Here is a 25,649-nt window from a genome sequence, read left to right as displayed (position 1 = left end):
CAAATTCGCAATATCATTATTATTTATGGTCACATACGCACTGTTGCGATTCTAAGTGCACTGAGGATATGACCAATACAGAAAACATCGCGCCCAATGATGAAAGTGAGCGCGATGTGTAAAAGGCAAGAAAAAGGTTGATGAGTGACTTATCGACTTAGTCGATGTTTTTCACATTAAGGCGATTTTTGAATTCAAACACATGTTCTGGACAAACATCCAAACAGCGGCCACAACTTATGCAGTTTTGATCCATAACTCGACGATCTCCTTCTTTCAAAGGCTGCCGAAGCACTTCTGGTTCTGGGCAAACATAAAAGCAGTCCATGCATTTCGTGCAATCCTCGCGGCGAACAGCGGTAACGCGCAACAGGCTTTTTCGGCCTATCACGCCATAGGTAGCTCCCAGTGGACATAAGTGCCCACACCACCCATGCTCAACCAAGAGTAAGTCCAGTACGAACACCAGTGCGATCAGCACCCAACCTGCGCCCATACCAAACACCAATCCACGATGCAGTGCCGCTACTGGATCTAACCATGTCCAAAGAATCGCGCCAGACAGCGCGCTGCCCAACATCAAAACTGGGATCAGCCAATAGCGAATAGCAGGAGACCAACGATAGCTCGCTTTAATGTTGAACTTTCGGCGCAGCCACGCCGCTAAGTCCGTCACGATGTTCAACGGGCATACCCAAGCACAAAATGCGCGCGGTGCTAAAATCGCGTAGAACACCACAACAATCACTACGCCTAACAACGCATTGAACTCCGGAATATGGCCTGTCGCCAAAGCTTGAAGCACTATTAACGGGTCACTTAAAGGGACCGTATCGAGCAACATACTCGATGAGAGGTTACCGGTTAGAACCCCTAATGTCGGCCCAGCCATAAACAGCGCAATGATGGTGAGCTGACATAGCCGACGTAAAACCAGAAACCGATGCGCGCGCCACCAACCAAGCTTTTCAATCGCCTCTTTGCCAGCATTTTGAGCTAAGTTCTTTGCCATTACTTACCTCCTTTTAGTGACTCAAGCGCACCTTCCGGTACAGGCGTCTCACTGGGGAGGATATTTTCGAGTGGTTTGTCGATCTCTTTCCAACCAAAATTGTAATGGCTGCCCACTTTGCCTTTCGCCAGATCCGTCGGGACAACTTTAATAGCAGCGACATCCAACACGCACGCTTGTTCGCACTTACCGCACCCAGTACACACTTCTGAATTCACTGTAGGGATAAGTTTGGCGTGATAGCCAGTTCGGTCGTTATGAACCATCTCTAATGTGATGGCTTCATCAATCAGCGGGCAAACGCGATAGCAAACGTCGCATCGTAGCCCTTGCCAGTTAAGGCAAGTTTCATGGTCAATAAGAACCGCTGTACCCATTCGAGCATCATCAATATCGGTTAACGTCGGATCCAGCGCCCCACTCGGGCAAGCCACCACACAAGGAATGTCTTCGCACATTTCGCAGGGAATATCGCGCGCAGTAAAGTAAGGAGAACCAGTGGCTACAGGAGAAAGTAATGTCGCGAGTTTCAATGTGTCGTAAGGGCATGCTTGAACGCACAAGCCACATCGAATACAGGCTGATTCGAAATCGCCTTCTGGCAAAGCACCGGGTGGGCGAATAGGCACACCTTTGGTTTCTCGAGCTTGGCTTTGCAGCGATTGTAAGCCCAACACACACGCCGCTGCGCCAACGCCTGCCGCAGTTCGGACAGTATCACGCAAAAATCGGCGCCGACTTTGCGATGTTTTAGACTGAGAGGATTTCATGCTATTTCCTCAACGAAACTCCTTTATCAAGTTAAGCATAAATAACGCTAAACGTACCTCTTCCCCATACCTCATAAGAGGTAACTCCACCCTCAATTGATTCAGGTCAACTGATGTACAGTGCCGCCGTCACAGTTTGAATAATTCCATTTATTTCCTCCAACATGAAATTCACCACGATACTCTGCCGTGCACGCCATTTTCAGTACAATAATTCAACACCTTTGCAATCTATTTGCTAAATTCGAAGATAAATGACTACTAAAATTTAGAAAAACATCCCTATAACAACCTAATTTAAAAGGTGTTTATCTCTCAAACATCAAAAAATACTATCCAAAATAAAGAACTGTGGTTAGATTGAAAATTAATACTAAAAAGCGAAGGAGAGAAGCATGGAAATTATCGTACGTCCAACGACCGTTGAAGACGCAGCGGCACTCGTAGAAATCTATTCACAACCAAAAGCACAACGTGAAACCCTGCAACTCCCAAAACCTTCGCTCGCAATGTGGGTAGAACGATTGTCAAATATGCCCGCTGGTGTTTACAGCTACGTCGCTGAAATCGATGGTAAAGTAGTGGGTAACATTGGCTTTCATCACTCGCAGCGCCCAAGAACGGCGCACACGGCCGCGTTTGGTATTGGCGTTCACGATCAGTTTCACGGCCTAGGCGTGGGAAGTAAGTTGATTGAAACCATCACCGAGTTGGCGGATAACTGGTTGAATGTAAGACGCATTCAGTTAGAAGTGAATGCCGACAACGAGGCCGCGATTGGCCTGTACAAAAAGCATGGTTTTAAAATTGAAGGAGAGGCGATTGATGCCTCATTCCGAGATGGCGAGTTCATCAATACCTATTACATGGCACGTATCAGACCAAGTAAAAAATAAAGAAAAGCCTCCTACTAGTTGGAGGCTTTTCTCTTCGACTCACTTTCGTAAATAAGCCAACGCTCTGCGAGTCAATGCTTCTGTGTAGGGATTGATCTTCCAGTGGTCAGGACTCCAACCTTTCACAAAGCGCTGAAAGTCAGCCCACGCAACCGCAAACAAAGGACGCCATTCACGCTCGACTTCATCGGGGTCGAGATTCGGCTGATAAACCATTAACGCCTGTTGCAACTGAGCGAAATACGTATCCAAGACCCAAACTTCCATTCCTGCACAACGCTCTGGCTTGACGGCGCTACTCATAAACAGTGCCACATCTTTCATCGCACAGCCATGTCCGACGTATTGAAAGTCGACCGCAGCAACGCTCAATTCATCTTGCTCAAAACAGAAGTTCGCCAATTTGGCATCACCGTGTACAAGCGTCTTGAACTTAGCGTGCGAAAGCGTTTGATCAATCAATTGAGCGGCATTTTTTAGCTCGGTGTCTTGCAATGCCTCAAGCTCATCGGGTCTGGTTGCCAAGTGCCAATACGTGCCGGTATGCCACAGCTTATCCGAGCAAACACCGATGTAGCGCGCATGAAAGTTCGCTAACCAAGCAAGGCAGGCTCGTAGATGTTCTAGCTTTGCATCGGTGATGATTTTTGGAAAACCCGCCTCGGCGAGATCTTCCATCACAATGAGCCATTCATTCTCCGACTGGAACGTTTTTAAGCCTTGTGGTACTCGACAGCGCGAGTTCATGACTCCGGAAAAATGCGCGTACCAACTGACTTCAACCTGATAAGAGTGCAGCTTTCTTTGGTGAGAACGGTCTGTATTCCAGCCTCTAGGGTGTTCAGAAAGTTTAGGCAATTTGACGTGTTTTACAATGACAGAACGTTTAGCGAATATCAGCCGAACCAATTCTCCGTAACCGCCCCAAAGTGACTGGATTACTTCACTCGACAGCAATGCACCGAGATCAAGATCCTGGCTGATATTTTGATACAAAAGGTGGTGGTCATTCATACTCAAGCAAGAAGATGTGACCAAGCTTGGTTACGGTTGATGTAATGCGCCACATACGGGCAAACCGGTTCTATTTTATAACCCAGAGCTTCAATTTCTGGGAGTACCGCTTCCATCATTACTTTGCCATAACCTTTGCCTCGCAGCTCTTCTGGTACGACCGTCGATGTTATGTGCATCACATCATTTTTCAACTCGTAGACCACTTTTGCTTTGAAGTCTTGCTCTAAATCAACCAAAAAGAGGCCACTTTCAGTGTCGTGAATCACTTTATGCATATCTTCTTCTCTAATTTTGTTACGGATTTATTGAATCAAACTATATCACTGAATAAAATCATTACCACGCAAAGACACCCAGTCGTTTAGTGCTAAATTTCATAGCAGTCACCTCTTCTCAAATCAGGTACGACAATAAGAATGAGAAATATGATAACCAGTGCCAGAGACGGCAATCTACCTCTGCAGAGTAAGAGAGCACCAGAACGTCAGGCCACCACATTAAACAGCACCGATGCAATGGCGATGGTCGAGCATGGTAGTGAAGTCACTCTCAATGTGACCACGCCTGTTGGAACGAAGTTCATCACCACCAGCACGTTTGTCGGCTGCCACTCTAACAATACGGCATTGATCGAAGTTCCGAATATTTCCGATGAAGATTTGAAATTCTATTTTCAAGAAGGCTTTTGGATAAACGTAAAAGCGTATTCTCATCGTGGCGAAGGCGCCGTCATCCCTTTTAGGGCTCAGCTTCAACATCGCTTGGGCGACCCTTATCCCATTTTAGTGCTTAGCCTTCCTAATACAATGCAGGTATTCCAACTTCGTAAAGAAGTGCGTTATGAGGTGAATTTGAAAGCGCGAGTCCGCTTGGATGAATATCGAAGTGAGTGTGAGATCAGAGACCTGTCTCGCAGCGGCTGTCGTTTTGTGACATCGCCAATGAGCCGACCTTTACAAGTTGGCGACCGTATCACTCTAGACCTCACCATGCCGAGTGATGGTCGCCTGTTAGCGCCACTGAATGGTCGTATTTGCAACCTGCAAAAATCGACTCACTATGCCCGCTACGGAATGGAGTTTGATGAGGTAGGCAAGACTAACGCCAAGAGTCTGCTGAGCCATCTCAAATTCGACGGCACCAAGCTGAAGTTAAAATAAATTCGAACGGCCTAGAGCCACGAAGTTGCTAGAGTACGTATTCGTTCTTGAAAAACGAGCATTAAAAAGGCACCCGAGGGTGCCTTTTTGCTGAGACCATATTTAAAAACGTAAAGCAAAAGCTTACAGCTTAAAGAAGCTCAACTGTTCTTTTTGCTTTTCAGCCAGTAGTGATAGCTCGCTACTTGCGCTTGCGCTTTGGCTGATGCCCGCTACATTTTGGTTCACAAGTTCAGACATGTTAACCACGTTGCGGTTGATGTCTTGAGTGACTTGAGATTGCTCTTCCGCAGCTGTCGCTACTTGCGTGTTTGAATCGTTGATGTTCGCAACAGATTCTGTAATACCGATCAACGCATCGTTCGCTTGCTGAGTCAGCTCGTTGTTACGAGTTAACATTTCCAGGCTAACTTGCATGCTGTCGTTCGCAAGGCCAGATTGCGCTTGTAGCTCTTCAATGATTGTTGAGATTTCTTGCGTTGAATCTTGAGTACGCGCCGCTAGCATACGAACTTCATCCGCTACTACCGCAAAACCACGACCAGATTCACCAGCACGTGCAGCTTCAATCGCTGCGTTCAACGCCAACAAGTTCGTTTGTTCAGATACACCGCGAATCACTTCGATAACATCGTTGATCTGTACTGATTGCTCTTTTAGACGCAGTACAACTTGCGCGGCATCGTTCAATGCTTGAGACATTTGCGCACTTGCGTCTGCACTTTCTTGGAAGATAGCCAAACCAGATTGCGCTAGACCGTCCGCTTCGCGTGCTGTTGCATCAGCAGAGGTCGCATTGTCACTTACGTTGTTTGCAGTGCTTGCTAGCTCATTTACCGCAGAAGCAACTTGTTCGATTTCTGCCAATTCTTGTTGAGCGTTCGCTTCTGCTTGCGTCATTACTGCAGCAAGTTCTGTCGATGCAGACGCCACTTCTTCGCTGATTCGAGTTAACTGATCAACGATGCTGTAAAGTTGAGACGCGGTTTGGTTGACGTCTTTGCTTAGCTGAGCAATCTCATTGTCGCCTTCGACATCCGCACGAACAGAAAGGTTACCAGCCGCCAGTTCGCGCATCACACGTTGCAGCTTTTGGATTGGTGTAACAATCATGCCAGATAGGAACCAAGCACCAATTAGCGAGAACACAAACACAGCAAGAACCGTCAGCATCGCATTGGTTTGAACACGCTCGTTTTGTGCGTTACTTTTTGCTGTTGATTCAACCGCTTGATCGTTCACGTGTTTAGACAAAGTGTTGATGCCTTGCACCATTTCATTACCAACACGGCGGTACTCAGAAATAAATGCACGGTATTCGTTGTCTGATTTCAGACCTTGATCGTATTGGTTGAAAAACGCTACAGAGCGCTGTGAGTACTGCACATACGCTTCAATCGCTTTACGCACTTCAATCGCATCTTCACGAAACAGGTTGCGCGCTTCGATTGCACTTAGATCCGCTTCAACTTGTTTCAAGCCTGCTTTTAGCTCATTTAGAAAAGTTTCACGACGAGAAGCATCGTAAATTGCGTAAACCGCGCTAATGCGCAATGGGTAAATTTGATCGTCGATACGCGCCAAAGTGTCTTTATGGAAAACCAAAGACTCTTGGTTAGAAGCAATAACGTCTTGCTCCGCTTGAAGATTGTTTTTAGTAATCCACAGAGCAATAAACAAAACAATAGCGGTAAATAATACCGGAACCAAAATTTGGGTTCGTACTGACAAGTTTTTCAGTGATAGCTGCATGACTGGACCTCAGTTATATGCGTGATGCCTACTTGCTTCCATGCGACGGGATTGTTCCCGGACGAATAAACAAGTGGCGAATATTAGAGGTCGATCACACTTTTGTCTAGTACAAAAAGTCCCCATTTTCAATCTGTTATTGACAATATCCCGACACTAGTGTCGGGATATTGTCGTTATTACAAGTTGTGATTAATTGTGATGATATTTATTCACATCCAGAGCAAATATCGCTTACTTTCTCAGCGAATTGAGCTTCGCTTGAGCAAGGCCAAAAATCGTATCAATCGGGTAAGAACCTTCGTCCGTCGGCTCACCTGCCACCTTGCCGGTGAACAGTTCAATGGCTTCAGTCACGTGGTCAATTGCCCAAATATGAAACTCCCCTTTTTCTACCGCTTTCACGATGTCAGCGCGTAGCATCAAGTTATGAACATTCGAACGAGGAATGATCACGCCCTGTCCGGAGTGACGACCTTTGATCACACACACGTCATAGAAACCTTCGATTTTTTCGTTTACGCCACCAATCGGCTGCGCTTCACCAAATTGGTTCATTGACCCCGTGATCGCGATATCTTGTCGATTTGGTTGTTTAGAAAAAGCCGAAACGACCGCGCAAAACTCCGCCATGCTCGCGCTGTCTCCGTCGACACCGCCGTATGATTGCTCAAAGGTAATCGTCGTCGTGAGTGGCACTCGCGCCGTTTTGCCGAATACGGAAGACAGATAAGCCGATAGGATCATCACACCTTTTGAATGGATACTGCCGCCAAGATCGACGCTGCGTTCAATATCGATAACGTCGCCATCGCCGTAGCATGTCGTGGCAGTGATACGGTTAGGCGCACCAAACATATAATCGCTGGTACTCAACACCGACAACGCGTTCACTTGCCCTATCGCCGAACCCTCAGTGAGAATCAACGTAGTGCCGTTTAAGAACGTCTCCATCACGCTGTCTCGCAAACGGCTGACGCGCATCTCCTGATTTTTCATCGCCTCTTCGACGTGGCCAATGCGGATCATGTTTGAGTTTGCTTGGCGAGCCACGTAGTTTGACTCTCGAAGCAAGTTGGCGATATTAGCCGAATGCAGAGATAGCTTGGATTGGTCGCCAGACAAACGTGAGCTGTATTCGATGATTCGAGCAATGGCTTTGCGATCGCAATGCAGCATATTGTTGTCATGTACCACGCTAGAGATAAAGCGCGCGTAATGCAGCTCAGACTCCGGCGTACGTTTCATTTCGTCTTCGAAATCTGCCGTCACACGGAACAACTCGCTGAACTCTGGATCGTAATGTTGGAGTAATTGGTAAGTTCGGTAATCACCAAACAAGATGATTTTGATATCAAGCGGGATCGGTTCAGGATCTAATGAAACCGCCCCCGTCAACGTCACCTCTTTTTCTAATGACGTAAAGCTTAGTTGGCGAGAGCGCAGCGCACGTTTTAAGCCATCCCAGACATACGGCTGCTCCAACACTTTTTGCGCGTCCATCAACAGAACGCCGCCGTTGGCTTTGTGCAAACTACCTGCTCGGATCAGTGAGAAGTCGGTAAAGACTGTCCCTTTGAATGTCGCAGTTTCAATCGAGCCAAACAGTGAGTGGTAATTTGGGTTCTCTTCCACCACGATTGGGAAATCGCTGTTGTTACGACTCACTAACACGTTCACTTTGTAGCGACGAGGCAACTTTTTATCTAAAGACGCAGCAGCAATCTCACCTTGTTCACCACTTTGATCGAGGAAAATATCCGCGTTTTCAACGATATCTTTTTGCAACTCCGTCAAATAGGTTTTGATTTCGGAGTATTCCGAATAATCCACTTTGAGCTTTTTAATGAAGTGAGTAATCACATCGAGCGTAACTTCATCATTCAGCTTTTTGATTTTGTCGCTGTAGGTATCCTCCCACTCGGTCAGTTCACGCACCATGGAACGTAAACTCACCTCTAACGCGTCAATGCTGTCACTAAACTGTTCTTGCTCTTTTTTGCTCAAGGCATCAAAAGATTCTTCAGTGTGCAACTCATCGCCATTCATGGCGACAAATTGATAATCGCCTTGCGATGTGATCGTCAGGCTGATGCCGTGCTCTTTTGCTTCACGGCTAATGCGGTCCAATTCATTTTGCTGTTTGTTTGCCAACTGGTTTTTCAAACGATCAGCACGGCTAAAGTACATTTCGTTATCAAAAGCTAATGGCAGCGCATTAAGCAATTTCCCCATTAAGGCTTCAATATCAACACGCAGTTTGTTACCGATTCCACAAGGGAGCTTTAACACTTTAGGCGTGCGTGTATCTTCAAAATTCGCGACGTAACACCAGTCAAATAACGCATCGGCGTCATGCTGGTGACGATTCAAATAGCGCAGAATCATCGTGCGCTTACCTAGCCCGTTCTGACCGATGGCGTAAATGTTGTACCCTTTTTCCTTAATTGACATCGCAAACTCGACCGCTTTTTGCGCACGCTCTTGTCCCACGATTTCGTCAATAGGAGGCAGTTCCTTGGTCGACTTACATGGCATATTCTCTAGATCCGCTACAGAATATAGCTGTTGAGGTTCCAATCTTAGTATTGCCATATCCGCTTCCTTTTTCTTATTGTCGTAACTTGAGTGTAGAGATTATTTGTTTAATTTTAAGTGATTTAGCTTACATCATGGTTTAATCGCACACTTTATGACCATAAAAATGAAAACAATACGCACTTGCAATTGATAATCAATTTCATTTAATATCTTCGGCAAATCAACTTTTGTGGAGATGGACATGAATATTGAGCAATGCTGGATGCGCTATTTGAAAGCGGAGCAATTGATGGAGCAAGGCCATTGGCCAGAAGCTCATCGCTTATACGAAGATGTGCTCAATCACTTGCCTAGCCATATCCATAAGGCGCTAGAGAATGACCTTACCAAGCCTTGCCAATTTGTGTGTCTGGTCAGCGGATTACGCGATGCGAGCGTGGCGCAATCGGAGATCCTCAACAAACTGGGATTACAGCGCGACGCATTTTCAGCCCTCAACCAAACTTATGCGCTGTTCCAATTTTTGCAACTTGAAAGCCATGAGCTGATTGAGCGTGTTGGCCACCTACTCGGCCAGCAAAGTGAGGACTTACTTGCACACATGGCCGCATTTTGCTCTGCGCAGCGCAATGCTCAATGGATGATAGAGCTGGACCATGTCACTCGCGCCCATGAACAGTTTTTGCATTTACAGGCGATGAGCTCAGCAGAAGCGGTTGCTCCCCACCTCTACAACTAATGAGTACCAGAGCAATGGAAAGCAGCAGGATTTAAGCACCATCACCATTGCTCTAGGTTTATTTGCTATATCAAACACAAGGATACGTGATGTCTTCTCAAACTATTCTTTCGGTGAACAACTTGTCTGTCAGCTTTACGACAAACGATGGGATCGTCGATGCAGTAAAGAATGTTAGCTTCGAGCTACAAGCGGGTGAAACGCTGTCTATCGTCGGCGAATCTGGTTCCGGCAAATCAGTTTCCACCAACGCTTTAATGAAGCTGCTACCAGACAACGCCATTGTCCATCCAGACTCGTCAATCATGTTTGAAGGCGAATCCATTCTGGACAAAACTGAGCGACAAATGCAGCGCATTCGCGGCGATCGCATCGGAATGATATTCCAAGAGCCGATGACTTCACTGAATCCGTACATGCGGGTCGGTATTCAAGTGGCGGAAGCCATGATGTGTCATCGCTCAGTCAATCAGCGCAAAGCCAAAGAACGTGTGCTTGAACTGTTTGATTTGGTTCATTTGCCGAACCCGCAACAAGCCTATGATAAGTATCCACATGAGTTTTCTGGTGGTCAGTTACAGCGCATCATGATTGCCATGGCGTTAATCAACGAACCAGACATCTTAATTGCCGATGAGCCGACAACCGCGCTTGACGTTACCGTTCAGGCGGAAGTGCTACTGCTGATTAAAGAGATTCAAGCAAAAATGGGGATGGCTATTTTATTTATCACCCATGACTTAGGCGTGGTGAAACACTTTGCCGATCGTGTGTTGGTGATGTGCAAAGGTGAGGTCGTTGAAGAAGGCATTACTGAGCACTTGTTTTCTGAACCTCAGCATGAATACACAAAAATGCTGATTAACTCGATTCCGAAAGGAAGCAAAACCCCCGTTGATGAGAAAGCGTCGGAATTGCTCAACGCTGAAGACATTCGTGTGAAGTTTTTGGTGACGCCTCACTTTATCCCAAGCAAAAACGAGTACTTCGAAGCGGTAAAAGGCATCTCGTTACAACTAAAACAGGGCGAAACACTAGGCATTGTTGGTGAATCCGGTTCGGGTAAATCCACGTTAGGGCGTGCGTTGATCGGTTTGCTACCGTCTACCGGAAAAATTGAGTTTAAAGGTCAAAACATGGCCTCACTCAGTGATAAAGAGCGGTTCGATCTGAAAAAAGACGTACAAATGGTGTTCCAAGATCCATACGGTTCGCTTTCACCACGTATGACCATCGGGGAAATCATCACTGAAGGATTAACCGTCCACCGGCCATATTTAAACAAGAAAGAACGCATGCAAAAAGCGCGTGATGTTCTGCGCGAAGTACGTTTGGATCCCGCATCAATAAACCGCTATCCGCACGAATTTTCCGGTGGGCAGCGTCAACGTATTGCGATTGCACGAGCCTTGATTTTGGAACCGTCGTTTATCTTGCTTGATGAGCCGACCTCAGCCTTAGATCGCTCAGTGCAACTCACTGTCATCGATCTTCTCAAAGACTTACAGAAAAAACACAATATCGGTTATTTGTTCATAAGCCATGATTTATCAGTGGTTAAGGCGCTTTCTGATCGCGTATTAGTGATGCAAAAAGGAGAAGTGATGGAGCAAGGAAGCGCACAAGAGATTTTCCATCACCCAAAAAGTGAGTACACTAGAAAACTGATTGATGCCTCATTTGATCTTGAAAACAATGAAAATCAAAATGATGCTGCTTAGATTCATCACAGTTTCATATTAATGAACTAGGATTAAGTAAAGATGATTATTTCATCTTTACTTGAGAATGGCGTAGCTGCCTTTCGGTTTGGCCGCCGAGACTGGTTGGTTCATCGAGTCAGACTTAGTCAACCTGACTCAACAATACTGAAAAACAGTATTACTTGAGTTCCCCCAACCATGAAAAATGCCGCGATTCTGTCGCGGCATTTTTTATTCTCTAAAGCTCAAAATCGTTAAATCGACTCGATACCCATGTTGTATAGCGTAAATGCGTACACATCGGTCGTGAGATCGATTTGCTTGCTGAGCGGCATACCAGCACCATGACCTGCATTCACATCAATACGAATCAACACCGGATTTTCGCCTTGCTGTTTGTCTTGCAGTTCGGCAATAAACTTATACGAGTGAGCAGGCACAACTCGGTCGTCATGATCAGCGGTTGTCACCAAGGTAGCAGGGTACTGCACGCCTTCTTTTACATTGTGAACAGGTGAATACCCAAGTAAGTATCGGAACATCGCTTCACTTTGTTCTGACGTGCCGTAGTCGTACTTCCAGCCTTCACCAGACGTAAATGTGTGGTAACGCAGCATATCAAGCACACCAACCGCAGGCAGCGCAACTTTGAATAGTTCAGGACGTTGCGTCATACACGCTCCAACTAACAAACCACCGTTAGAACCACCACGAATCGCTAGTCGCTCCGAGCTGGTGTAGTCGTTTTCAATTAGGTATTCCGCTGCCGCAATAAAGTCATCAAACACGTTTTGCTTTTGCTGCTGAGTGCCTGCGTTGTGCCAAGCTTTACCATATTCACCGCCGCCTCGCATGTTGGCGACAGCGTAAATGCCACCCAATTCTAGCCAGTTGGCCACATTGCCAGAAAACATCGGAGTGAGGCTGATGTTAAAACCGCCATAACCATACAGCATGGTTGGCGCACTGCCATCAAGCGAGATGCCCTTCTTGTATGAGATGATCATTGGAACTTGCGTGCCATCTTTTGAGGTGTAGAACACCTGTTTTGACTCATACTCATTGCGATCGAACGGCGCTTTTGATTCTTGATAAAGCGTCGATGCACCAGATTCGACATCAAATGAGAAGATCGTCGGTGGTGTCACGTAGTTAGTAAAGGTGTAATACAGCGTGGTTTCTTCTTTTTTACCTGCTAGACCGTAAGCCGTGCCTTCTCCCGGCAGTTCTACATCTCGAATCCACTCACCTTGGTAATTAAACTGCTGCACTTTAGAAAGCACATCCACCATATAAGTCGCAAACAGATAACCGCCACCTTTGCTGATTTCTAGCGGCTGTTCTTGTTCAGCAATCACGTCAGCCCATTGTTCTGTCTGAGTGTTGTAGCTGACAACTTTGCCGTTCGGCGCTTCTAGGTTAGTGTAAAGCAGCAAGGTTTCGTCTTGGCTATCAATCAAGTAGGTGTCGCCTTGCGTCGTATCGCGCAGTGTCACAATCGCTTGGGAGTCAGACTGTAAGTCGATATAAAACAGATGATTACCCGATGTGGATTCTGCGCCAGCAATAATGAGGAAGCGATCATCTGTCGTCGTCGTACCAGACACATAGCGATGAATCTGAGCGCCCTGCTCACCAAAAATCACTTTGTCTTCAGATTGAGGGGTACCAAGTTCATGATAATAAAGCTTGTGATGCTCAGTTCGAGCAGACAACTCACTGCCTTGCGGCTTGTCGTAACTTGAGTAATAGAAGCCTTTGCTGCCCAGCCAAGAAATCGACGTAAACTTCGCATCAACGATCTCTGGCTCTAGCTGTTCTTTAGTTTCCGTATCAATGACAAAGATCTTACGCCAGTCACTGCCTCCTTCCGAGATGGAATATGCCACCAAACGATAGTCTTTCGAGAAGCTGACTTCGCCAAGAGAGGTTGTGCCCTCTTCAGAGAAAGTATTTGGGTCAAGGAAGACCTCGGCTTCTCCCTCGCCTTTACGGCGATACAATACGCTTTGGTTTTGCAAACCGTCGTTTTTGTAGAAGTAGGTGTAGTCACCACGTACAAATGGCTGGGAATATTTTTCGTAGTTTTGGCTATTCGCGACTAAGTCACGGATTTGTTGGCGGTACGGGATCTGACCAAGAAAATCGAAGGTCACTGAGTTTTGACCCGAAACCCATTGTGCGGTTTCTTCACTGCGATCATCTTCTAACCAGCGATAAGGGTCGGCAATGTCGTGACCAAAATAAGTGTCCACGACAGAATCTTTACGTGTTTTTGGGTAATGCATAACGTCCGTGTTACTCCGTTTGAAGTGTTTTGTTTTTATTGAGATTTATTCTCAATAGCTAGATTAGGGCTCAAGTGGCGAAATTCAACAAAAAAATGCAAACAATATGAAGCACCTAGAAGTAATGAGAAATGGTGAGGTAACGTTCGCGAATGTGCTCGATGAGCAGCTTAACCTTATTCGGCGGCTGACGCGTAAACGGATATACCGCGTAAATGCCCAGCTTTTTGCCGACCAGTTCGGGGAAAATATCCACCAGCTGGCCATTACGAATATCGTGGTACACCAAACAGCGAGGCACATACGCAATGCCGTGTCCGCCTAATGCTGCTTTGCGCAGAGCGGTGGCATTGTCGGTTGAAAAGCTTCCAGAGACTCGAACAATATAATTGCCTTCGTCACTCTTAAATTCCCACTCCGATGCACCGGTGGTTTGATAAGCGTATTGCAAACAGTTGTGCGAAGTCAGATCGATAGGTTCGATAGGTTTGCCGTTTTTAGCAATATAAGAAGGCGATGCGCATACCACCCATTGAGAGTCGAGTATATGCCGAGCAATTAAACTGGAGTCTTCCAAGTAACCGGTTCGGATGACCAAATCGTAACCATCGGCGACAAGATCAACAAAGCGATTATCGAGCGACATATCGACAGTGAGCCCCGGATGAAGGTTACAAAACTCCGCCACCGCGTCGGCAAGAATCAAGTCACCGGAGATAGTCGGCACCGACATCTTGATATGACCGCTCACATTCTCTCCAAAGCCTGCAACAGCGTCCATAGCCTCCTGAGTGGCTTGCTTCACATTTTTAGCACTGTGTAACAACACCTTCCCAGCTTCGGTCAGGGTCAATTTGCGCGTAGTTCGATATAATAGTTGTGCACCTATCTCTTCTTCTAGTCGCGCCATTCTTTTGCTAACTACCGAATTTGTAAGGTTATTTGCCTCTGCAACCTTACTAAAACTGCCTAATTCGATGACCTGAGAAAACAGGATTAAGTCGTCTGCTCGCATACAATTATGTCATTTTTGGAATTAATTATTTTCATTATTTCCCTATATCAATAAAAAATAAAGGAGTAAATTCACGCCAAATTAACAAAACCATTACAACAAAAAGTCGCCTCTACAGCGGATTGACACCGTTCGAGAAGTCAGCGTACGAAGGATGTACAAATGAGTGAAACCCTACTAGCCCTAGTGGCCTTTTCGCCAATTGTTGTTGCCGCCATTTTATTGGTTGGTCTCAACTGGCCTGCTAAAAAAGCTATGCCTGTTGCGTTCGGTTTAACCGTCGCTATCGCCCTAATGTTTTGGGATATGTCAGCTACTCGCGTACTGGCATCAGTATTCCAAGGTTTAGGAATTACTGTCTCTGTTCTTTGGATCGTGTTTGGTGCCATCTTCTTGCTCAACACTTTAAAACACACTGGAGCGATCACCACTATCCGTAACGGATTTACCGATATCTCTGCCGATCGTCGAGTTCAAGCCATCATTATTGCTTGGTGCTTTGGCTCATTCATCGAAGGTGCATCGGGCTTTGGTACACCAGCAGCGATCGCCGCACCACTATTGGTTGCGATCGGTTTCCCTGCCCTAGCAGCGGTACTAATGGGCATGATGATTCAATCAACACCAGTATCGTTTGGTGCAGTGGGTACGCCGATTATCGTCGGTGTAAACAAAGGTTTGGATACGCACAACATCAGTGAAGCGTTGGCAGCTCAAGGCTCAACATGGGAAGCATACCTACAGCACATCACGGCTAACGTTGCCGTAATTCATGCCGTGGTTGGTACGATGATTCCTGTATTGATGGCGATGATGTTAACACGTTTCTTCGGCAAGAACAGAAGCTGGAGCGAAGGTCTGGATATTCTACCGTTTGCGATATTCGCAGGTGTGTCATTTACCGTTCCTTACGCATTAACTGGCGTGTTCTTGGGCGCTGAGTTTCCATCGCTGATTGGTGGTTTGCTTGGTCTTTCTATCGTCGTAACTGCTGCGAAAAAAGGTTTCCTAGTTCCTAAAACAAAATGGGATTTTGAAAGCGAAGACAAATGGCCAGCAGAGTGGCTAGGCTCTTTGAAAGTGGATCTGCACGACAACCCTGGTAAGCCAATGAGCTTGGTAAAAGCGTGGATTCCTTATGTAATGCTGGCCGTTATTTTGGTAGCAAGCCGCGTAAGCTCGGAGTTTAAAGGTCTACTGCAAAGCGTCAGCGTGTCGTTTAGCAACATTCTAGGCGAGACAGGCGTTAGCGCTGCCATTCAGCCGCTTTACCTTCCTGGTGGTGTACTGGTGTTCGTTGCTCTGCTTGCTGCTGTATTGCAAAGCGGTAGCGCAAAACCTTTGCGTGAAGCATTCGGCGAATCAAGCAAAACGCTAATCGGTGCAGGCTTCGTATTGGTGTTCACTATCCCGATGGTACGTATCTTCATCAACTCAGGAGTGAACGGTGCTGACCTAGCAAGTATGCCTGTAACAACTGCGAACTTTGCCTCAGACCTCGTTGGCTCTGCATTCCCAGCATTGAGTGCAACAGTTGGTGCGCTAGGTGCATTCATCGCGGGTTCGAATACCGTATCGAACATGATGTTCAGCCAGTTCCAATTCGAAGTCGCGCAGACATTGTCTATCTCAAGCGTGGTTGTAGTGTCACTGCAAGCCGTTGGCGCGGCTGCGGGTAACATGATTGCCATTCACAACGTGGTGGCGGCATCCGCAACCGTCGGTCTACTAGGTCGTGAAGGCGCAACCTTACGTAAGACGATCATCCCAACGTTCTACTACCTAGTAATGACAGGCATCATCGGTTTGGTTCTGATTTACGGATTCCAACTCACCGACGTCTTGATGAAGTAATACGAATGCAGGGCTCACTGCCCTGCCCGATTTGACACAGCTGTCAGCACTACTACCCCGACATGTTGATTTAGCTTGCTACATCAATTCCCCCGGCAGCTGTGTCACCTTTCCAGTTTGCATAACTGACTGAGCGATTAAATCAAGATTGTTCAACCAATTATGTAAGTGGGTTACCTAAATCGCAGATTCAAAAGTAAGTGATGCAAAGGTAACTATACTCATTTTGATGCTTTTAGCGCTTAGTGCGATGAAAGCTCACTTAAGAGCAAATGCTCCACAACTTTGCTTAGAATAACCGCTAGGACACAATTATGATTATCTCAGCTTCTACCGATTACCGCGCTGCCGCGAAAGCCAAGCTACCTCCGTTTCTATTCCATTATATTGATGGCGGCTCTTACGACGAACGCACTCTGAAGCGTAATACTGACGATTTAGGCGATGTTGCACTACGCCAGCGCGTCCTACGCGATATGACAGACTTGAGTCTGGAGACCGAGATTTTCGGTGAGAAACTTGCGATGCCAATCGCACTGGCACCTGTTGGTCTAACTGGCATGTACGCTCGCCGTGGTGAAGTACAAGCAGCAAAAGCGGCAGAGAAAAAAGGCATTCCTTTTACCATGTCGACTGTGTCGGTTTGTCCGATTGAAGAAGTGGCACCAGCCATTGAGCGTCCAATGTGGTTTCAGCTATACGTGCTAAAAGACCGCGGCTTTATGAAAAACGTTCTTGAGCGTGCAAAAGCAGCAGGAGTTACTACATTAGTGTTCACGGTAGACATGCCAGTTCCAGGTGCGCGTTACCGTGACATGCACTCTGGTATGAGTGGACCTAACGCAGCAATGCGCCGCGTATTCCAAGCCATGCGTCACCCAAGCTGGGCGCTGGATGTTGGCTTGCTAGGGAAGCCACACGATCTTGGTAACATCTCAACGTATCGTGGTGAACCAACGAAACTAGAAGACTACATCGGCTGGCTGGGTGCGAACTTCGACCCATCGATCTCTTGGAAAGATCTTGAGTGGATTCGTGATTTTTGGGATGGCCCAATGGTCATCAAAGGCATTCTGGATGAAGAAGACGCGAAAGATGCGGTACGTTTCGGTGCAGATGGCATTGTGGTATCAAACCACGGTGGTCGTCAGCTCGATGGTGTACTATCAACAGCGAAAGCTCTGCCAAGCATTGCGGACGCTGTAAAAGGCGATCTGAAGATCTTCGTAGACTCTGGTATTCGTACTGGTTTGGATGTTGTTCGTATGCTTGCACTTGGCGCAGACTGTACGCTGCTTGGTCGTTCATTCGTTTACGCACTTGCTGCACAAGGTGGCGCTGGCGTAGAAAACCTACTCGACCTATACGACAAAGAAATGCGCGTGGCTATGACGCTGACTGGCGCAAAAACCATTGCTGACCTATCTCGCGATTCGTTGGTGAAAATCCCATAACCTTTACGAATACGCAGAAAGCAGAAACGAAAAAACGAGCCTCAATTGGCTCGTTTTTTATTGCTCTTCAACCCGATAATTTGACGAGCAAGCTAGCTAACTTGGTGAACGTACTCAATGACGACTTGGTTGCCTTCGATAAACACATTGCGGATGTCACCATCCACTGTCACTCGGTTTTGCAAATGAACCGATCCCGCCGCCGACAGTTCTCTCTCAGTCAATGATGGAATCACTTGCCCAGGACGCACATGCAGTTGTTCACAAAGTTGTTTGATAAAACCTAGCGTCAGTGGCGAATTACCACGTAACAAGCCAGAAAACTCATGTAGGCTCAAACCTAGGCGCTTTGCCATTTCCATTTGAGTGATGTGCATTTTGGCTTTTTGTGACATCCAGATGTCGTAGAGCGCGTTTCTATCCAGCTCTGTAAATTCCATATCTGCCTCCGATAATTCAAGTGCCAATACACTCTCACACTTGCTTGAGATAAATGTTAGCGATAAGTCAGAGAACTTATAATTGATCGTTCGAATATTTGCGCTCAGCAAAGGTATGGCAAGGCTTGCACGCGTCCGCTTTCGATTCAAAATTCATCAGATAATAGTGATAAATGGATGAAATCCCGGAAATTACTGGGGTGATACTTCAATATCTGCTACCTTTCCCACCATGGTTCATCAGAAATAAAAGTTACTTATGTCACAGTGGTTTACCGATTTACAAAACTATGTACAAGCGCATAGTCAGGATTGGAGCGGAAGTGTTCTTTTTATCACGTTAGCCAGTTTTATCGCATGGATCGCTTGGCGAGTCATCCGTTCCCGTCTTGCAATTCTTGTCGAGAAAACCCCTTTTCATTGGGATAACATGTTGCTTGATGCGCTCAAAGCGCCAGTGAGCACACTCATTTGGTGTTGGCCTGCTACGGTGTCACTCGGCATCATTTTAGAAAGCGAACTGAATGACAAGATCAATTGGCTGAGCACGCTCAAGCTGATTCTTATTATCAGCGTCTTCGTATGGACCGTCATGCGACTGATCACCAATATCGAAGATTTCGTTCTGGAACAGAAAAACCGAGACGAAACCACCGTTCAAGCCATCGCGAAAGTCGGGCGATTATTCATCATCACTATCGGCGTATTAACCATCATGCAGGCATTTGGCTTGTCTCTGTCTGGTCTGCTGACGTTTGGTGGTGTGGGTGGCTTAATCGTAGGTCTTGCTGCAAAAGATTTGCTGTCGAACTTCTTCGGTGGTTTGATGATTTACTTCGATCGTCCATTCAAAGTAGGCGATTGGATTCGCTCTCCAGATCGTCAAATTGAAGGCACCGTAGAACGCATTGGTTGGCGCATGACCAGCATCCGCACGTTTGATAAACGTCCACTTTATGTGCCGAACTCCGTGTTTAGCAACATCGTGGTTGAAAACCCTTCCCGAATGCTAAACCGTCGAATCTACGAAGTGGTGGGCTTGCGTTACGATGATGCCGACAAAGTGCCAGAAATCATCACCGCAGTGCGCGAAATGTTAAAGAATCACAAAGATATCGATACGCGCCAAACCTTGATTGTGAACTTTGATACCTTTGGCCCATCATCGTTGAACTTCTTTATCTACACTTTCACGAAAACCGTGAACTGGGTGAGATACCACGAAGTGAAACAAGACGTCTTATTGAAAGTCGTCGGCATCATTAAAGAGCACAACGCAGATATCGCGTTCCCAACTCAAACACTGAAGCTCGACCCGATTCAAATGGCGAAAAATCAAGAAGACAGCGGTTTTTAATTCGCTCTTAAACACACAAAGCCCACTCAACATTGAGTGGGCTTTGTTTTATTTCGGGCTTACCAAACCTCAAAAAACATCGGTTATTTGGTAAGAACCATACGCGCATTGAGCGGTTGAACTGGACGATTGTTTTCCCCCATAACGTGTTCAAATTGCGCAATTTGCTCTGCCGAAATGCTTTGTGGATCTTTGATCACAAGCCAACGCACGCCTTCTGAACATGGTGGCGTGGTCAATGAGCCGTTAAATCGGTAGTAGTCTTTGTCGCTAGGAATCAAAGCGTTTGCATCGAAAGGAGCGCGAATCGCTACGTTTTGATCTCTTTCCGGCACATTTTCTAGCAGATTCGCCAACGCCGGATTGGCTTTGCCTTGTTCAAAAAATACCGCCACTACTGCGAGATTGCCTTGCTCATCGGCATGAACGTAATGCGCTTCCAATGGGTAAGATTTGCCGTCGACATGGTTTTCAGATGGTGTGTGGAAATGAAACTGCTTTAAAGCAAACGCTTTGCCATCAATGGTCAGAACATTCTCTCCCTCAATGCTGGTTTGCAATGTGTGACCATTGTTTGTTAGCGCAACCACTTTGCCTTGGTAATCCAATTGCAGTTTTGCTAATTCAGCTTGCGTCGCCGCATGAATATCAATCGGGCTTTGGTTTTTACCTTGCGCACATTCAGAAGCAAACTCGCCCCAATGCTCTGGTCCGTGACTTCCTTCGTAACCCCAGTTTGCTGCGTTGGCCGAACCAACGAATACCAAAGACAATCCAATCGCTGTAAGTGACTTTTTCATGATTTTCCTTATCCCTTCAAGTGAAGTGTTGTAAAAGCAAAGCCATACTAATCTCACAGGATTCGGTCGTTACAGAGTGGAAACTATGATTGCAAACAAACTTTGGAATCAACTCCTCTAGTCATGCAATTGATATGATGCTCAAAATTGAACATCAACGATTATTGAGTCGGTATAAGTGCCCGCGGGAGGGGTATTTTGGCTTGTCATTATCTGCGCGCGATAATTGTAGTTCTGTGGAGTGATACCATCTGGAATGGCATCGCCAGTATCGACATCGCTCTGTTCGCGGCGCTCAGCACCAGCCGAGCCCCAGCGCTCCGTCGATGAAGACTTATAGATTTCATATTCCAAATAGTTACCATCAGATGCCATCCTTCGTTGGCCTCCTGAAGCATTTACGCCGTCGTTTAAACCAATGGTGAAGGAACTGTTCTTGGTACAAGTTAACGATATAACCTGACTAACGGGATCGAAGCCCGCCACCAATGGGGATGAACCAAAATCAATATCCGGCGCGGTTATCATACAGTCGGGAGTCACTTCCAACTCGACCGTAATAGTACTTTGAGCACTCCCCTCAGTCCGCATAATACATACTCCTGGCAGACCTACGCCCTTGCAGTAATTCCAAGTCCAAGACGCCATAATTTGGTCTGTATAAATTCCGGCCGAAAGGTTACTTCCAGCTCCCGTCCGAGCATAAAGAGGGAACTCAACTTGGTCTCCAAACAGCCCCAACAAATCTAACAAGTCGGTGTCTGTGAAGGTGTACAATTGGCCAAAAACATACTCTTGTGAAAGGCTTGAATCGCCAAAAATCTGATAGTTAATTACCGAACTGGCATCTCCTTGGGTGGTCATCTGCCCACCATTGAGGCTGGTAAATATGACAGACACATAGTCGCCACTCAACAACGACACAAGTGTCGAAAAGTCACATGTTATCCCCGCATGCGGCTGGGCTGAACTTTGTTGCTGAGTGCTCGACACCGTAAATGAGGAAACGCTACCAAACTGGATTGAAGGTGTTGACGCAGTGAGCTGACAAGCTATTGTCGAGCACGAGAAAAAGAGAAGTAGACTAGCCAGCCAGCGATGCAAAATCATAGTGCCGCCTCATCTTCTGTTTTGAGGCAAACCTGACTATTCAGTGTTTGTATTTTTGACTCTCGCGCTCATACAACCCTTCAATTGAAACTTTACATGGTGACTGCCCTTGAGGATAAAACACAATGTAACTGCCCAGGTCAACGCCTTCAAAGTAGGTAAACCCATCCCACCCAATTTGACTGACTAATCCTGTCTCTGAACGCCCAAACGTGCCAAGCGGCAGGACTAGGTGATTTTCATCCACAACGGTCATACTCAATGCAATTTGCAGCTCAATGGGAAACTCTAATAAATAACCGTAACCTGCATGTATCGAAGCGAACTGCTCTGTCGTCGAAAAGGCCGCATTCGCTGGTAAAGTGAGTGGGTCAATTTCATATTTGGCGGTGTAATACGCGGTAGCCCAAGGCACTAGCAAATAGCCATCCTCGTCAGTCACGCCAACAATTTGGTTTTCATATTTAACCGGAATACCGTCAAAACCACTGGTGCTGACCACGGCAAAGCTGTCATACACTTCGTTAGCAGGGAAGATTTTGCCATCCAATGTCGAGACTGAACCCGCCATTTCCGCAAAATAATCATAATTCCCACTGGTGCCATTGAGCCCTCCTCGAAACTGAGCCCACGAGGCACGATAGGTCAAATCGGCTTGCTTACGGTTTTCAGGATCTTCATTGAGGTCATGCGCTAAATTGATACCCCACCCACCTTTTATAGGCGCGAGGCGACTGTAACCAACGCGTCCTCGCACATCGCCATCATCTTCCCTTTTCAGCGTTAAGCCGGCACTGCCGCCAAGCGAACCAAAGGGCAACGAGAACTGCGCTAATGTCACTGCCTGACCACCAATACTGTGGTTGTAAGAGAGCGACATATTGATATCAAAAGGCAGAGCATAACTGTACGTAAGATTGAGCGTACGCGAGCTAGAATCGGTTTGCTGAATATCAAAATAACCGCCGGAAAGTGAACCCCAATCCCCTAGCCGTACTCCCATGTTGACTTGCGATACATGACGAGACTTCAGCGATGCCTCCTCCCCTTTATTAAGCTTCTCGTAATTTGGCAAATGCGACAGGGTATAGAAATCAGCTTGCTCCACTTGCGTTCTAGCTGCGAAGCTAAACAACCTAGATTGGTAACTGTAACTAAGAGCGTATGAGCTGGATTGGTCTTTAAAATTACTGACTCGAAATGAGGCATCTACCGTACCTAAGTTGAACGCATTACTAACAAAACCCAGCCCTGCAACAATTAGGTCATCTTTTGCTTCAGCTTGTGTTTCCAAGGTTAACCAATCCGTCATGCCATGACGCATCGCTACAACAACGCCACCAGCACCATATTCATTCGATGCGTTTCCAAAATCTTCTCTGAGCGCACCAATACTGGCACTGTAGGAAGTAAATCCTGTTTTCAACAAATCGGAAGAGAGGAAAAACGGACTGGTCATGACCGTTTGTCGGCCTTGAGCATCAGTCGCAATGACGGTTGCTTCACCCGCGCCAGAGATCATGGGAATGTCGTTAATAACGAAAGGGCCTGGCCCGACGGCCATTGAGTCGGTTTTAAAGCCATTGATGAATAAATCCAAGGTCGTGGGCGCAGTGACCTCACCATAAAACGCTGGCAATGGCGTCGTCACTACGTCGGGGCGCATAGAAAAGTCATGCGACAACTGAATGCCCGCCATTCTCACCGGCTGACTCCAAGACAAAGGACGGACGATGTAGTCTCCGACTTCCAAACGAAGTCGGCGCGCCTGATTGGCGTACTCATACCCTGTATCGAAACGGGTGTATTGACTGCTTTGCTGAGACTGAACATCGCGATGAAAATTGGATTTAAATATTCCCGTTGTAGAAAAAACGCCAAACTCAGAAAAGGCTCTGATTTCATGATCGATAGAAACCTCCTTTTGTTGGCTTTCGTTTTCATACACACCAAAAACGTTGTAGTTAAACAGTCCCCCACGACCAAACTTAGCTGGAGAAAATCGCCCCATGTCGTGTGCAGATAAACTCTGCATCGGCAGCCAGTTCGGCGGAACGTCGATCGCCAGTTGCAATGACGATTGCAAATAACGCACGTTAACCCCAGCAATGGAAGAAACGTCAATCCTGTCTTCCGTTCCTGGCAACGATTTGGCCGTAACGCCAACCGCTATTAGATCTTGCCGCTGGAGAAAGTACTGCTCGCCAATGCGCTCGACTTCGGCAATATGCCCCATCGCTCTTTGATTGATCACCAATTCTAGTTTCAAGCTAATATTGTTAAACTTATCAAAAGAAAAGTTTTCAGGATTCGGTAACTCAGAAAAACTGTTGGGTGAGTTCGCACAAAGGCCAATATTGCTCCACGCCATACTTAGTAATCCAAGCCAAAGCAAGATATACATTTCATTGCGTCTGTTCATTATTATCATTATTGCGTCAATGGTATTTTGTAGCGTTTACCTCCAATATTCGCACTCAAACTCATATTGTTTATATTCTTATATGAAATAGGCCAAACCTTATATTGCTCTGGAAGAATATAACCAGCTAATCCTTCAGAAATCATTAACGGTTCTTTATTCGGAGAATCCAGTTGTAAATTCACCAGACGCACATGATGATTTCCTGAGTTTTTAATGTGAATAAAGCGTTGATTATTTTTCTTAATCAATTGAGCTTGCAAACCATTCCACAACTCACTGTCCTTATTCTGCTGTTGAGTATTGTTAAGCCCTTTTCCATAGATAAATAAGGGGATGGAGTAGCGCATTCGAACTTTAACAGCGAGTTCATTTTCCATCGAATCGGTTAGAGGGTCGTGAGTTGGAGGCAGTTCATCGATGATCACTCGGTAAGCGTACTCTTTACCTGCTGTGGCTTCATCTTGATTGAGGATGCGAATCAGCTGTTTTTCGCCAGGTTCAATTTTGACAAATGGTGGCGTGGCAATCAGTTGATTTTGATTAGAATAGTTATCTTCACCTTCATTTTGTCCCCATTTAAAAATCCTCACTTGTAAGTAAGAATCAACGTTGCCTTTATTCACCATCCAAAGGTATGTCGCATTCGTCTCCGCTGTTATTTTGGGGTAGATCGGCCAAATTAATAATGAATTGGCGTTAGCATTGGAGATAAAAACAAAAAGGAAGGTCGCTATTAATAATGATTTTTTGAGTATGAATTCCATTTCATCCCTCCGAAACATCACTTACCACTCCAAGGTCAGCGTAAGCGTATCCATATAAATTCCGGCTATTTCATTCCCATTTATTATTGCCTTTGCCCAGATAGGAAACTGAATATTATCTGGGTCTTGAGTGGTATCGACGGAATATCGTGTATCGATATCAAGCACTTGTGTGTAATCCAGATCCTGAAACAAAAAGTAGTCTACCGTCGTGACCTCTTCGGTATGCTTTAACTTGCGCACGCCATCCGATGAATTCAGCCCACCGTTTAGAGAAACATTCATCGCAATACCCGGAGTACAACTTAATGTAAGTGATGAGCTGTATGTGACACTGCCTTGTACTTCCGCTGCATAAACAGAAGAATGTTCACCAAAATCCAACGTTCCTATTTGTCCAGCTTGCGTTGCGCTCTCTTCTTGTACTGCGCCATTAATCAAACAGCCTGTGTCTACTGTTGCTGATACTTGAAAGGTTTCTGTCACATCAGCCAGCACAGTTGAAGAGCACCAACTCATCACGACAAGTGAAAAGCCTCTAACAACCAGCGT

General features: G+C 46.2%; 20 protein-coding genes and 1 pseudogene. 7 read left to right on the top strand and 14 right to left on the bottom strand.

What is annotated here, in order from left to right:
• Nucleotides 1-157: 157 nt before the first annotated feature.
• A complete protein-coding gene (gene napH, locus BIW15_RS03855; RefSeq protein WP_025541390.1) occupies nucleotides 158-1,012 on the bottom strand; it encodes a quinol dehydrogenase ferredoxin subunit NapH in 855 nt (284 codons plus the stop codon).
• Nucleotides 1,012-1,782 carry a ferredoxin-type protein NapG gene (gene napG, locus BIW15_RS03850; RefSeq protein WP_005462912.1) on the bottom strand — a complete coding sequence of 257 codons (771 nt, stop codon included), beginning with the start codon at nucleotides 1,780-1,782 and terminating at the stop codon, nucleotides 1,012-1,014. The genes napH and napG overlap by 1 nt, the downstream gene beginning before the upstream one ends.
• 395 nt (nucleotides 1,783-2,177) lie before the next feature.
• Between napG and BIW15_RS03845 the strand changes: the two genes are divergently transcribed.
• On the top strand, nucleotides 2,178-2,678 hold the full coding sequence (locus tag BIW15_RS03845; protein WP_029839046.1) for a GNAT family N-acetyltransferase: 501 nt from the start codon (nucleotides 2,178-2,180) through the stop codon (nucleotides 2,676-2,678).
• Nucleotides 2,679-2,717: 39 nt separating this feature from the next.
• Here BIW15_RS03845 and BIW15_RS03840 read toward each other — a convergent pair whose 3' ends face one another.
• Nucleotides 2,718-3,692: a phosphotransferase gene (locus BIW15_RS03840; protein ID WP_179115219.1), complete on the bottom strand. Its 975-nt coding sequence runs from the start codon at nucleotides 3,690-3,692 to the stop codon at nucleotides 2,718-2,720.
• Nucleotides 3,693-3,694: 2 nt separating this feature from the next.
• Complete coding sequence (locus tag BIW15_RS03835) at nucleotides 3,695-3,970, bottom strand: GNAT family N-acetyltransferase (protein WP_029852705.1); 276 nt, start codon at nucleotides 3,968-3,970, stop codon at nucleotides 3,695-3,697.
• A 150-nt stretch (nucleotides 3,971-4,120) separates the two neighbouring features.
• Here BIW15_RS03835 and BIW15_RS03830 point away from each other — a divergent pair, with 150 nt between their 5' ends.
• Entirely contained in the window at nucleotides 4,121-4,855 is a 735-nt protein-coding gene (locus tag BIW15_RS03830) for a flagellar brake protein (RefSeq protein WP_005462902.1), read from the top strand.
• 123 nt (nucleotides 4,856-4,978) lie between these two features.
• On the opposite strand, the gene BIW15_RS03825 is transcribed toward BIW15_RS03830, so the two are convergent.
• Both BIW15_RS03825 and BIW15_RS03820 read right to left on the bottom strand, forming a co-directional pair.
• Nucleotides 4,979-6,607 carry a methyl-accepting chemotaxis protein gene (locus tag BIW15_RS03825; protein WP_005478090.1) on the bottom strand — a complete coding sequence of 543 codons (1,629 nt, stop codon included), beginning with the start codon at nucleotides 6,605-6,607 and terminating at the stop codon, nucleotides 4,979-4,981.
• Nucleotides 6,608-6,841: 234 nt separating this feature from the next.
• On the bottom strand, nucleotides 6,842-9,202 hold the full coding sequence (locus tag BIW15_RS03820) for a Lon protease family protein (protein WP_005462897.1): 2,361 nt from the start codon (nucleotides 9,200-9,202) through the stop codon (nucleotides 6,842-6,844).
• Between the two features lie 187 nt (nucleotides 9,203-9,389).
• Between BIW15_RS03820 and BIW15_RS03815 the strand changes: the two genes are divergently transcribed.
• Nucleotides 9,390-9,887, top strand: coding sequence for a hypothetical protein (locus BIW15_RS03815; RefSeq protein WP_015313576.1), 498 nt, complete (start codon nucleotides 9,390-9,392; stop codon nucleotides 9,885-9,887).
• A gap of 89 nt (nucleotides 9,888-9,976) precedes the next feature.
• Nucleotides 9,977-11,608 carry an ABC transporter ATP-binding protein gene (locus BIW15_RS03810; protein WP_021450580.1) on the top strand — a complete coding sequence of 544 codons (1,632 nt, stop codon included), beginning with the start codon at nucleotides 9,977-9,979 and terminating at the stop codon, nucleotides 11,606-11,608.
• 236 nt (nucleotides 11,609-11,844) lie between these two features.
• Here BIW15_RS03810 and BIW15_RS03805 read toward each other — a convergent pair whose 3' ends face one another.
• Together BIW15_RS03805 and BIW15_RS03800 are read right to left on the bottom strand one after the other, a co-directional pair.
• Complete coding sequence (locus tag BIW15_RS03805) at nucleotides 11,845-13,878, bottom strand: prolyl oligopeptidase family protein (protein WP_077280599.1); 2,034 nt, start codon at nucleotides 13,876-13,878, stop codon at nucleotides 11,845-11,847.
• A 115-nt stretch (nucleotides 13,879-13,993) separates the two neighbouring features.
• Nucleotides 13,994-14,893 carry a LysR family transcriptional regulator gene (locus BIW15_RS03800; protein ID WP_005499789.1) on the bottom strand — a complete coding sequence of 300 codons (900 nt, stop codon included), beginning with the start codon at nucleotides 14,891-14,893 and terminating at the stop codon, nucleotides 13,994-13,996.
• 162 nt (nucleotides 14,894-15,055) lie between these two features.
• Here BIW15_RS03800 and BIW15_RS03795 point away from each other — a divergent pair, with 162 nt between their 5' ends.
• Both BIW15_RS03795 and lldD read left to right on the top strand, forming a co-directional pair.
• Nucleotides 15,056-16,747: an L-lactate permease gene (locus BIW15_RS03795; protein ID WP_077280598.1), complete on the top strand. Its 1,692-nt coding sequence runs from the start codon at nucleotides 15,056-15,058 to the stop codon at nucleotides 16,745-16,747.
• Nucleotides 16,748-17,061: 314 nt separating this feature from the next.
• Complete coding sequence (gene lldD, locus BIW15_RS03790) at nucleotides 17,062-18,201, top strand: FMN-dependent L-lactate dehydrogenase LldD (protein WP_005478054.1); 1,140 nt, start codon at nucleotides 17,062-17,064, stop codon at nucleotides 18,199-18,201.
• Nucleotides 18,202-18,293: 92 nt separating this feature from the next.
• On the opposite strand, the gene BIW15_RS03785 is transcribed toward lldD, so the two are convergent.
• Nucleotides 18,294-18,641 (bottom strand): helix-turn-helix transcriptional regulator, encoded by a 348-nt coding sequence (locus tag BIW15_RS03785; RefSeq protein WP_005462888.1) that lies wholly within the window; start codon nucleotides 18,639-18,641, stop codon nucleotides 18,294-18,296.
• A 259-nt stretch (nucleotides 18,642-18,900) separates the two neighbouring features.
• On the opposite strand from BIW15_RS03785, the gene BIW15_RS03780 reads away from it, so the two are divergent.
• Nucleotides 18,901-19,998: a mechanosensitive ion channel family protein gene (locus tag BIW15_RS03780; RefSeq protein ID WP_005462887.1), complete on the top strand. Its 1,098-nt coding sequence runs from the start codon at nucleotides 18,901-18,903 to the stop codon at nucleotides 19,996-19,998.
• Between the two features lie 83 nt (nucleotides 19,999-20,081).
• Here BIW15_RS03780 and BIW15_RS03775 read toward each other — a convergent pair whose 3' ends face one another.
• From BIW15_RS03775 to BIW15_RS03755, 5 genes and pseudogenes are all read right to left on the bottom strand, one after another.
• Nucleotides 20,082-20,798 carry a carbonic anhydrase gene (locus tag BIW15_RS03775; protein ID WP_005499797.1) on the bottom strand — a complete coding sequence of 239 codons (717 nt, stop codon included), beginning with the start codon at nucleotides 20,796-20,798 and terminating at the stop codon, nucleotides 20,082-20,084.
• A gap of 141 nt (nucleotides 20,799-20,939) precedes the next feature.
• Nucleotides 20,940-21,908 (bottom strand): spore coat protein U domain-containing protein, encoded by a 969-nt coding sequence (locus tag BIW15_RS03770; protein WP_069549820.1) that lies wholly within the window; start codon nucleotides 21,906-21,908, stop codon nucleotides 20,940-20,942.
• Nucleotides 21,905-24,279, bottom strand: a pseudogene (locus BIW15_RS03765) (fimbria/pilus outer membrane usher protein). The gene BIW15_RS03770 and the pseudogene BIW15_RS03765 overlap by 4 nt, the downstream one beginning before the upstream one ends.
• A 59-nt stretch (nucleotides 24,280-24,338) precedes the next feature.
• On the bottom strand, nucleotides 24,339-25,097 hold the full coding sequence (locus tag BIW15_RS03760) for a molecular chaperone (protein WP_031778750.1): 759 nt from the start codon (nucleotides 25,095-25,097) through the stop codon (nucleotides 24,339-24,341).
• 21 nt (nucleotides 25,098-25,118) lie between these two features.
• The gene (locus tag BIW15_RS03755) at nucleotides 25,119-25,616 is read right to left on the bottom strand and encodes a spore coat U domain-containing protein (RefSeq protein ID WP_031778751.1); all 498 of its coding nucleotides are present in this window, start codon (nucleotides 25,614-25,616) and stop codon (nucleotides 25,119-25,121) included.
• Between the last annotated feature and the right edge of the window lie 33 nt (nucleotides 25,617-25,649).

Origin of the sequence: Vibrio sp. SALL6 (assembly GCF_002002385.1) — a bacterium.
In the GTDB taxonomy this organism is placed as follows: Bacteria; Pseudomonadota; Gammaproteobacteria; order Enterobacterales; family Vibrionaceae; genus Vibrio; species Vibrio parahaemolyticus.
Note: the sequence above shows the minus strand (reverse complement) of the source record. Positions and strands in the feature narration are given on the sequence as shown.